Below are 9,225 nucleotides of genomic sequence, written 5' to 3'. Positions count from 1 at the left end.
TGATCGGTCGCCGCGACACGACGCTGTTGCCGGCCGACGTGGGCTACTATCGCGATCGTTACAGCGTGGTGCTCGATAATCTTCCCGACCGCATCCGACTCGGTGTCGGGCAGGATGTGCGCGACGTACCGCATCCGCTGTCCGCGCTCGTGCCAAGTCCGTACGAATACGCGATGGGGAGCGCGCTGCGCATTCGCATTCCCGGTCGCGAGATCGTGGTCGATGAAGTGAAGTTCCGCCCGCGGAATGCGGCACAACCGGCGGCCGTGGGTTCGGTGTACCTCGATCGTGAAACCGGTGCCGTCGTGCGTTTGTCGATGACATTCACGCGAGCGGCGATCATCGACAAACGCATCGAGACACTGGTGGTCACGCTCGAGAATGCTCTGGTGCGTGAGCGATACTGGCTGCCGCGCCGACAAGAGGTGGACGTGTCGCGCGGTAGTACGTGGTTCGACATTCCGGTGCGCGGGATCGTGCGCGGCCGCTGGGAGATCTCGGGCTACACGGTGAACGAGCGCATCGCGCAGAGCACCATGATGTTGCCGCGATGGAGTGCGGTGCCGCGCGATTCCGCCAAGGCGTATCCGTTCACTGGTCGTGTAATCGATGCACTACCGCCGGAAATTCAGATGGCGAGCAGTGAAGACGTCGTGCGCGCTCGCGTGCAGGCGGAAGCTGCGATTCGCAGTTCGATGCTGTCTCGGCCTACGACGGCGTCGGTGACGGGCCGTGGTATCAGCGATCTCGCGCGCTTCTCGCGCACTGAAGGGCTGGCCGTCGGCATCGGGGCGTCACATCGCAGCAGCATCGGCGTTCAGGTGGGCGGCCGGGTACGCTACGGGTTCAGCGACAAGCAGGTGAAGGGACAGCTGGCGATTGGTCCCGTGCCCGCGTTTGGACGTTCGCCGCTGATTCAGCTGTTCGCCGAGCGCGACTACCGCGATCTCGCGTTCGCTGAACGAGCCGGCGTCACGAACTCGTTGGGAGCGGCGCTGTTCGGCAGTGACTACACCACGCAAGTCGAAACGCGCGCCATCGGCGTGTTGTGGCGCCGTAAGCCCACCAGCGCGTTTACCTGGCGGCTGGCCTACGAGAACGATTTGCCACTGTCGGTGCGGGCATCATCGGTGTCGGGGCGGTTCCAGCCCACCCTCAGCGCATGGGACATCGCGGGGGTGCGCGCCGAGGTGCAGGGTGTGGGCGGCTGGGTGGGGGGCGATACACGCGGTGCTCGAGGGAACTGGTCGCTGCAGATGAGTGCCGGTGCCTTCGAGGGGAACGGCAATCCTCTGGTGGCCCGCGCACAGGGCCTCGTGCAGATCACCAAGCCGTTGGCCGGCGATCGTGCGCTCTTTCTGCAGACCTTCGCCGGCGCGGCTGGTGGGCGCGACTTGCCGCCGCAGTGGCTGATCTTTGCCGGCGGCCCGTGGTCGGCACCGGGGTACGACTTTCACGCCTTCGCGTCGCGCGCGATGCTGTCGCAGCGGCTTGAATTCCGGCAGCCGATACCGGCGCCGTCGATTCCGCTCAAGCGCTGGGGAAAGTCACCGCCGCACGTCACCCTCGCCCCGTTCGTGCAGGTGCTGGCGACCGCCAGTGGAATTCCCGATCGTCCCACTACGGCCGCGCTTCGGCCGTCGGCCGGACTCGGCGTGCTGTTGTTCTACGATTTGGTGCGCGCCGATGTGGCGCGCGGACTGCGCGACGGACAATGGCGCTTCGCCATCGACATCGATCGCGGCTTCTGGGGGATCCTCTGAGCGAACGCTACGACGCGGCGTACTTCGACAAGTGGTACCGACATCCCACGCATCGCGTAAAAACGGCGGCCGAGCTGACTCGTCAGGTGTCATTCGTGTTGCACACGGCCGAGTGGGTGTTGGGGAGACGTGTGCGCACGGTGTTGGACGTAGGCTGTGGCGAGGGGAACTGGTATCCCGTGCTGCGGGCGCTCCGGCCCCGCGTGGCGTATGCCGGCGTCGATCCGAGCGCGTACGCCGTGTCCAGGTTCGGCACGCGCCGGAATCTGCAGCAGGGCGGCATCGAGGATCTCGGTTCGCTCGACCTGCGCGAGCAGTACGATCTCGTGGTGTGCTGCGGCATGCTGAACTACCTGTCGGTGGCCCAACTCACCAGCGGCATCGGTCAGGTGGCGAAGCGAACGAGTGGTATGGCGTATCTCGAGCTGTTCACGAACGACGATCACTTCGAAGGGGACACCGATTGGCCGCCACCCAAGTCGGCAACGTGGTATCGTGGGCTGATGCAGCGCGCGGGTCTCGTGCCCGTAGGAATGCAATGCTACGTGGCAAAAGCGGAGCAAGACCGGGTCTCTTCTCTGGAACGACTGTAGATTCTGCATGATGACAGATCGGATTGCCGCGCCGTCGCGCTGGTCGACGTTTCTCGAAGAGCTGCGTGCGGAACGCCGCGCCTGTGATGCGCCGCGTCCGTTGCGGGCGCTGGCAGAAGAGTTCGCAGGCCGTACTCTAGCGTTGCTTTTTCCGCAGTTTGCGCATCCCTCGCGCCTTGGCGCGGCTGGAGTCGACGAAGAAGCAGCCCATGTCGAATCGCTGTTGCGCGCAGCGATCGCACCGATGGTGACGGACGTCGAACAGGTCGTGCCCACGTTTCTGAATCGACTACCCGAGGTACGAGCCTCTCTGCTGCTCGACGCCGAGGCGATCCTGTCGGGCGATCCGGCGGCGGAGAGTCTGGAAGAAGTGATCGTGGCGTATCCGGGCTTTCTCGCCACGGCGGTGCATCGTGTGGCGCACGAGCTGTATCGGCTGAACGTCCCCGTCTTTCCGCGGTTGCTTTCGGAGTGGTCGCACCGGGAGACCGGTATCGACATCCATCCAGGCGCGGTGCTCGGGGCCAGTTTCGCGATCGATCACGGCACCGGCGTCGTGATCGGCGAAACGAGCATGATCGGCGATCGGGTGCGACTGTACCAGGGTGTGACGCTGGGTGCGCATGCGGTCGCCAAGAAGCTGGCACACCAGAAGCGACACCCAACGCTTGGCAACGATGTGGTCGTCTATGCCAATGCGACCATTCTTGGTGGAACCACCGTGATCGGCGATGGGTCGATCATCGGCGGGAACGTCTGGATGACATCGTCGGTCCCGCCACGCTCAGTGGTGCAGTTTTCGAGCCGGGTGGAGCAGCGCCCGACCGACGACGGAATCGAGTTTCACATTTAGTAGTCACCTGCGACACTCTTTGGTCCCTCTTTCCTCACCGACTCATGCGCGTCTCCACGATTCTCGACACCATCGGCCACACGCCGCACGTGCGCCTGCATCGCTTATTCGATCCGCGCGTTGAAGTGTGGATGAAGCTCGAACGGGCGAATCCGGGTGGTAGCATCAAGGACCGCATCGCGCTGGCGATGATCGAAGATGCCGAGCAGCGCGGTGTGCTCACGAAGGAGAGCGTGATCATCGAGCCGACGTCGGGAAACACCGGCATTGGTTTAGCGATGGTGGCGGCGGTGAAGGGCTATCGTTTGGTGCTGGTGATGCCGGAGTCGATGTCGATCGAACGTCGCAAGCTGATGGCGGCGTACGGCGCAACGTTCGACTTGACGCCACGCGAGAAGGGGATGAAAGGGGCGATCGAACGTGCCAATGAACTGGTGGCGAGCACGCCCCATGCCTGGATGCCGAATCAATTCACCAACGAAGCGAATATCCGCGCACATGCGCTGACGACGGCGCGTGAGATTCTGGCCGACTTTCCCGACGGCGTGGACTACATGATCACCGGTGTCGGCACGGGCGGCCATATCACGGCGTGCAGCGAAGTGCTGAAGCAGCACTGGCCGGCGATGAAGACGTTTGCGGTGGAACCCGCGAAGTCGCCGGTGATCAGTGGCGGTGCGCCGGGGCCGCATCGCATTCAGGGCGTGGGTCCGGGCTTCATTCCCGACAACCTGCATGTGGACACGCTGGACGGGGCCATTCAAGTCACCGAAGAAGCTGCCTTCGAGTACACACAGCGCTCGGCACGCGAAGAAGGAATTCTGGTGGGCATCTCCAGTGGTGGTTCGCTGGCTGCGGTGGCGCAGAAGATTCCTGAAATGATGGATGGCGCACGCGTGCTCACGTTCTGCTACGATACGGGCGAACGATACCTTTCCATCGAAGGACTTTTTTCCGTATGAGCATTCTCTTGCGTGTGGCTACCGCTGCCGTGCTGTTCGCACCGGCGCTGTCGTGGGCACAGACGCCCGCGACAGCGCCGGTGGCGCCCAAGGTCACGCGTGCCGATCTCGCGGCCGCGTACATGCGGGTCGATGCGGCCTACACCAAACGGGAGACTGCGAAGAGCATATCCGACTCGTTGCGCGCGCAGGTGAACCGCACCGTCGATCGTGCGGCGTTGAGCTTCTTCGCCGGACAGTTTGCGGCGGCGGTCAATACGATCGATGCCGCCGCTGCGCAGCTCACGGGTGTTGCCACGACACCGTCGCCCCCGTCGACGGGGCCGCGCTCCCTGAACGGCGCGCCGGTAAGTGCGGCGCGCGACGAGTATCTGGCTCGGCTCGCGGTGGTGGACAGCACGGGTCCGCTCGCGCAGGCACTGCTCTCCACCCGTGAGCGCGCCAAACTGTTGGTCGATGTGCCGTCGCCGGAGCGCAGCGCGGAATTTCTAAACGACCCCGCCAGACTGTTTCGTGACCTGGCCCGCGAGGTGAGCGTACTCGAGCGCGGGCGTGACCCGTACATCGGATTGGTGGGCGATTACTGGCGTGTGTACCGCGGCGCGAACAGTGTGCTCGTTCCCATGCGGATCGTAGTGCCACCGTCAGCGAATGTGCGAAAGCCGGTAGGGGTGTTGCTGGTGTTGCATGGAGCTGGCGGCGACGAGAACATGTTCGTCGATGCCTATGGTAGTGGCATCGCACCACAACTGGCGGCCGAACAGCGGCTCATTCTCGTGTCGCCGAAAACCGACATCTTCGGCACGACGCCCGAGCACTTCGATGCGCTGATGGCGCTGTTGCGTAACGAGTTCCGCATCGACAGCACTCGGGTGTATGTGATCGGACACTCCATGGGCGCCGGCGCGGCCGCGCGCTTGGCGCAAGCGCGTCCGTCGCAGATTGCCGCGGTGGCACTCCTGGCGGGCGGGAGTCCGATCACGGTGGCGAATGCGCCGCCGTCGTTGTTCGTTGGTGCGGAGCTCGATGGCATCATTCCCGCCGCCCGTGTGGAAGCAGCTGCCAAGGCGTCGCCCGGCGCGACGTACGAACTCTTTCGTTATGAAGGGCATCTGCTGATGGTGGGGCACGGCGTGCGGCGCGCAGTGCCGTGGCTTGTAACCCACACCCGCTGAGCCAGTAGCGAAAAACCGTGCCGCATTTTTCTCCGATTCTGTTTGCGCTGGCGTTCGCCACCATGGTGGTCGCACTCACGGCGTTCGGTCGTCGCTTGCCGATACCGGCACCGCTGTTGCAGGTGCTGGCCGGGCTGGCTGTCGGATTCGTGCCGGGTGTGTCGATGCCGACGCTCGATCCGGACGTGGTGTTCTTCGTATTCCTGCCACCGATTCTGTGGGCGGCGGCCTTCTTCACGTCGTTCCGCGAATTCACCGCGAACCGGCGGGCGATCGGTGGCCTCGCGATCGGATTGGTGGTGGCTACGACCGCCGTGGTGGCGGTGATCGCCCGGATGCTGATTCCTGATATGCCGTGGGCGGTGGCGGTCGCGCTCGGTGCGATCGTGTCGCCGCCAGATGCCGTCGCCGCCACGGCGGTGGTGTCGCGGCTACCGGTACCGAGCCGTGTGATCGTGATTCTCGAAGGCGAGAGCCTCGTGAACGATGCGTCGGCGCTGGTGCTGTATCGCACGGCGGTGGCCGCCGCCGTGACCGGCGCGTTCAGTTTTGGTGAGGCGCTGGTGCGCTTCTTCCTCGATGGCGGTGTCGGTGTGTTGGTTGGTCTCGCTGTTGGGTGGCTACTCATTGCGGTGGCACGGCGCACGCGCGACGAGCTGGCCGAGACCGTGCTCACGCTGGCGGCGCCGTATGCGGCTTGGGTACTTGCCGAGACGCTGCATGTGTCGGCCGTGCTGGCCTGCGTAGCCGGCGGACTCTACGCGCGCCAACATCTGTCGGCGGCAGTGGGACCACGCTCGCGCATTCAGTCGCGTGCCGTGTGGGACCTGCTCGTGTTCACGCTGAACGCGTTGATTTTCATTCTGCTGGGTCTGCAGTTTGCCGAGCTGATTCAGCGGTCGGGAGTTGCCGCGTTCGACGGAGCGGTCAAGTACGGCGTGCTGATGGGTGTGGTGGTCATGGTGGTCCGGCTGGTCTGGGTGCCGGTGACCACGATTTGCGCGCAGTCGCTGCGTCGCGGTCGGGCGGTGAAATCCACTGCCGGCAACTGGAAGTCGATGTTTCTGGTGTCGTGGACCAGTATGCGCGGCATCGTGTCGCTGGCCACGGCGTTCGCACTGCCGCTCACGCTCGACAGCGGCGCGCGTTTCCCCTATCGAGACGAGCTGATCATCATGACGATGTGCGTCATTCTCGTCACGCTGGTCGTGCAGGGGCTGTCACTAGCCCCGATAATTCGCGCCTTCAAGTTCGTGCCCGAGGTGGCGCACCACGAAGAAGAGCAGATCGCGCGACAGGAAGCGCTACGTCGCGCGGCTGAAGCTCTCGAAGACGCGTCGCGCGAGCCGTGGGCCGATCCCGCCGATGTAGAGTGGCTTCGCACGGAGCTGCGCGATCGACAGCAGCGCCACAAGCACCGCAGTCACGCGAATCACGGTAGCCGCTCCCGTTTGCGGTCGCGTATGCTGGACGCCGAACGACGCATGCTGCTGCGCCTGAGGAACGAAGGCGCGATCTCCGACGAAGTGCTACGCACACTGGAGTCGGAAATCGACCTCGATACGCTTCGGCTCAGCCCGTCTTCGTAAGCTCGCGACCGGACGATACGCTAGTCGTACCTTCGGGCAGGCGGTCGAGTCGATCGAGGCGCTCCACGTCGATCGCGATGGATTCTCCGGTCGACTGCGCGAAGATATCGGCGAACTTCGCATCCCACGTGATGTCGTCCCAATAGTACGACGTACGCACAGACACGCGGGTGGAGAATGTTTCTTCGTGCGCAGTGATGAGCACGAGCAGTTCCGCTTCCGCCTCGCGCAGCTGCTGCGGTGTGAAGCCGAGCAGCGGACTGTCGGCGGTAATCGGATGCACGACGGTCCAGTGCAGCGGGAACAGCGCGACCTGACTCCGCTCGAGGGCGAGCTGATGGAAATTGCGCTCGCGCTTGCCTTCATGCATCTCGAACAGCGAGAGACTGACATTGGCGTGCAGGTCGGTCAGCTGGCTTGGCAGTTCATTGACGCATCGGAACATGAGCCCGCGCGCACCGTTGTACGGGGCCACCACCGCTGATTCGCTGAAGCGCACCTGTGCCCGCGGGCGGATGAGTCGGGCCAGCAACAGTCCGCCCACGAGCACCAAGGTGAGTGGGCCAGCCAACGACTCGATAACCACCAACCAATTGGCCGTGATGCCCATGGCATAGATCGGACCGGTACTAGTGGTAGTAAAGATGCCCGTGCTGAACACGAAGGCGCGGAGAAACGGATCGGTGATGCCCAGGACTTCGGCACCGACCAACGATCCAGAAGGGAGCGCCGCGTAGGCCAGCGCAAAAACCCCATTCATCAGCAGGACAGCGCCAAGCATCCAGAGCACGAACACGGACCACGGCACCTGGAGCGCTGTCAGATACAGTCGTTCGGTGCGCTGCGCGCGCAGCCCGTACTTGGTGGACGTGGAGGTGCCGTCGCGATTGAACAGGCGGCCGCGCGACTGTTGTGCGACGACGTGGCCGAAGCCCAAGTCGTCGGACGGTGGCAGAACGATACCGATGTCGGTCTCGTCGAACGTGCCGGATGTCGGAGTATTCACGGCGATCGGGTTGGAGTACACGAAGGCTGCCGATCTCGAAGATACCTGTGGGTCACGTGCGCTGCATCCATGGGAGCTACCGCTGGCGAATACGGAAGAAATCATACGTGCTTGTCGCCTGTGGAGGATCTTTACCGAGGCTGCAATGCTTTTCCCGGATCCCAACTATGTATTGACAACTGACAATGGTCAGTGTACATATGAGGAAATAGGTCATGATTAAGACTGTTAAGCACAAGGGGTTGGAACGCCTCCATGACACGGGAAGTCCTCGCGGCATCCGCACGGATCTCGTCGCGAAGATCGAGCGCATTCTGGGTGTGCTTGATGTGGCCACCGAACCTCAGGCGCTCAACCTGCCCGGATAGGCGTTGCACCCACTCAAGGGTGACATGAAGAGGCTTTGGGCGGTAACGGTGAAGGCCAACTGGCGGATCGTGTTTCGGTTGGTCGATGGCGACGCGTTCGACGTTGCGCTGATGGATTATCACTAGGAGGAGTACGATGCCGATGAAGAACCCGATCCACCCTGGCCGTCTTGTGCGGCACGACTGTTTGGAGCCGTTGGAGCTCACGATCACGGCGGGGGCGAAGGTGCTGGGCGTATCTCGGCAGACGCTCAATAACGTCGTCAATGAGAAGACAGGCATCAGCGCCGAAATGGCCATTCGGTTGTCGAAGGCATTCGGGAGCACTCCAGAAACGTGGCTCGCGATGCAGATGGCGTTCGATTTGGCCCAAGCTCGCAAGCTGGGGGGTCGCATCAACGTGAAGCGCTACGAGATCCTGCAGCCAGAAGCGGCGGCATAATCGACGGATTTACGTGGCCATCGATATCGCAACCGGTGATCGCGTGAACCCTGCTCAGTAGCCCCGCTCGCGATCGACGATCCACTTCGGCAGCATACCACGCTCGAGCGATTCGAGACATTCGAGAAATCCATGCGCGGCGCCGTCGATCGTGGTGAGGCCGGAAATGTGCGGCGATACCATCACGCGCGGATCGCTCCAGAGCGGCGAGTCGGCGGGCAGTGGCTCAGTGGCGAACACATCGAGCGCCACCGCCCGCAGCCAACCCTGGTCCAGCGCGTGGGGCAAAGCGGTTTCGTCGACCACCGAACCGCGTCCAGCGTTCAACAGTACGGCGCCGTTGCAACGCGCGAGCACGCTGCGCGAGACGAGGCCGCGGGACGCGGGCGTGTCGGGAACGGCAACCACGATCCAGTCCACGTTGCCCACCAGGTCGCCGAGTGCACGGGACGGATGCACGGCCGAGAACACCGC

10 protein-coding genes are annotated in these 9,225 nt (G+C 63.6%); 8 read left to right on the top strand and 2 right to left on the bottom strand.

The window, feature by feature from the left end; all coding sequences use genetic code 11:
• The 6 genes from ACESNG_RS18775 to ACESNG_RS18750 form a co-directional block, all read left to right on the top strand.
• Window positions 1–1,763, top strand: a 1,763-nt coding sequence (locus tag ACESNG_RS18775) for a hypothetical protein (protein WP_373070314.1), incomplete at its 5' end; no start/stop codon positions are given.
• Window positions 1,715–2,356 carry a methyltransferase domain-containing protein gene (locus ACESNG_RS18770; protein ID WP_373070312.1) on the top strand — a complete coding sequence of 214 codons (642 nt, stop codon included), beginning with the start codon at window positions 1,715–1,717 and terminating at the stop codon, window positions 2,354–2,356. The genes ACESNG_RS18775 and ACESNG_RS18770, both read left to right, overlap by 49 nt.
• 7 nt (window positions 2,357–2,363) lie before the next feature.
• On the top strand, window positions 2,364–3,209 hold the full coding sequence (locus ACESNG_RS18765; RefSeq protein ID WP_373059807.1) for a serine O-acetyltransferase: 846 nt from the start codon (window positions 2,364–2,366) through the stop codon (window positions 3,207–3,209).
• A 44-nt stretch (window positions 3,210–3,253) separates the two neighbouring features.
• Window positions 3,254–4,171, top strand: coding sequence for a cysteine synthase A (gene cysK, locus ACESNG_RS18760; RefSeq protein ID WP_373059805.1), 918 nt, complete (start codon window positions 3,254–3,256; stop codon window positions 4,169–4,171).
• Window positions 4,168–5,346 (top strand): hypothetical protein, encoded by a 1,179-nt coding sequence (locus ACESNG_RS18755; protein ID WP_373070310.1) that lies wholly within the window; start codon window positions 4,168–4,170, stop codon window positions 5,344–5,346. Before cysK ends, ACESNG_RS18755 begins: the two co-directional genes overlap by 4 nt.
• Before the next feature lie 17 nt (window positions 5,347–5,363).
• The gene (locus ACESNG_RS18750) at window positions 5,364–6,935 is read left to right on the top strand and encodes a Na+/H+ antiporter (RefSeq protein WP_373070308.1); all 1,572 of its coding nucleotides are present in this window, start codon (window positions 5,364–5,366) and stop codon (window positions 6,933–6,935) included.
• On the opposite strand, the gene ACESNG_RS18745 is transcribed toward ACESNG_RS18750, so the two are convergent.
• Complete coding sequence (locus ACESNG_RS18745) at window positions 6,919–7,941, bottom strand: transporter (RefSeq protein WP_373070306.1); 1,023 nt, start codon at window positions 7,939–7,941, stop codon at window positions 6,919–6,921. The genes ACESNG_RS18750 and ACESNG_RS18745 overlap by 17 nt on opposite strands.
• A gap of 215 nt (window positions 7,942–8,156) precedes the next feature.
• Between ACESNG_RS18745 and ACESNG_RS18740 the strand changes: the two genes are divergently transcribed.
• Together ACESNG_RS18740 and ACESNG_RS18735 are read left to right on the top strand one after the other, a co-directional pair.
• Window positions 8,157–8,309: a hypothetical protein gene (locus ACESNG_RS18740; RefSeq protein ID WP_373059795.1), complete on the top strand. Its 153-nt coding sequence runs from the start codon at window positions 8,157–8,159 to the stop codon at window positions 8,307–8,309.
• Between the two features lie 136 nt (window positions 8,310–8,445).
• A complete protein-coding gene (locus ACESNG_RS18735; protein ID WP_373059793.1) occupies window positions 8,446–8,751 on the top strand; it encodes a HigA family addiction module antitoxin in 306 nt (101 codons plus the stop codon).
• Window positions 8,752–8,805: 54 nt separating this feature from the next.
• Here ACESNG_RS18735 and ACESNG_RS18730 read toward each other — a convergent pair.
• On the bottom strand, window positions 8,806–9,225 hold a 420-nt coding region (locus ACESNG_RS18730), incomplete at its 5' end, for an NAD(P)-dependent oxidoreductase (RefSeq protein WP_373070304.1).

It is taken from the genome of Gemmatimonas sp., from assembly GCF_041689975.1.
Taxonomy (GTDB): domain Bacteria; phylum Gemmatimonadota; class Gemmatimonadetes; order Gemmatimonadales; family Gemmatimonadaceae; genus Gemmatimonas.
The sequence above is the reverse complement of the archived record's forward strand: the minus strand, read 5'-3'. Positions and strand labels throughout refer to the sequence as shown.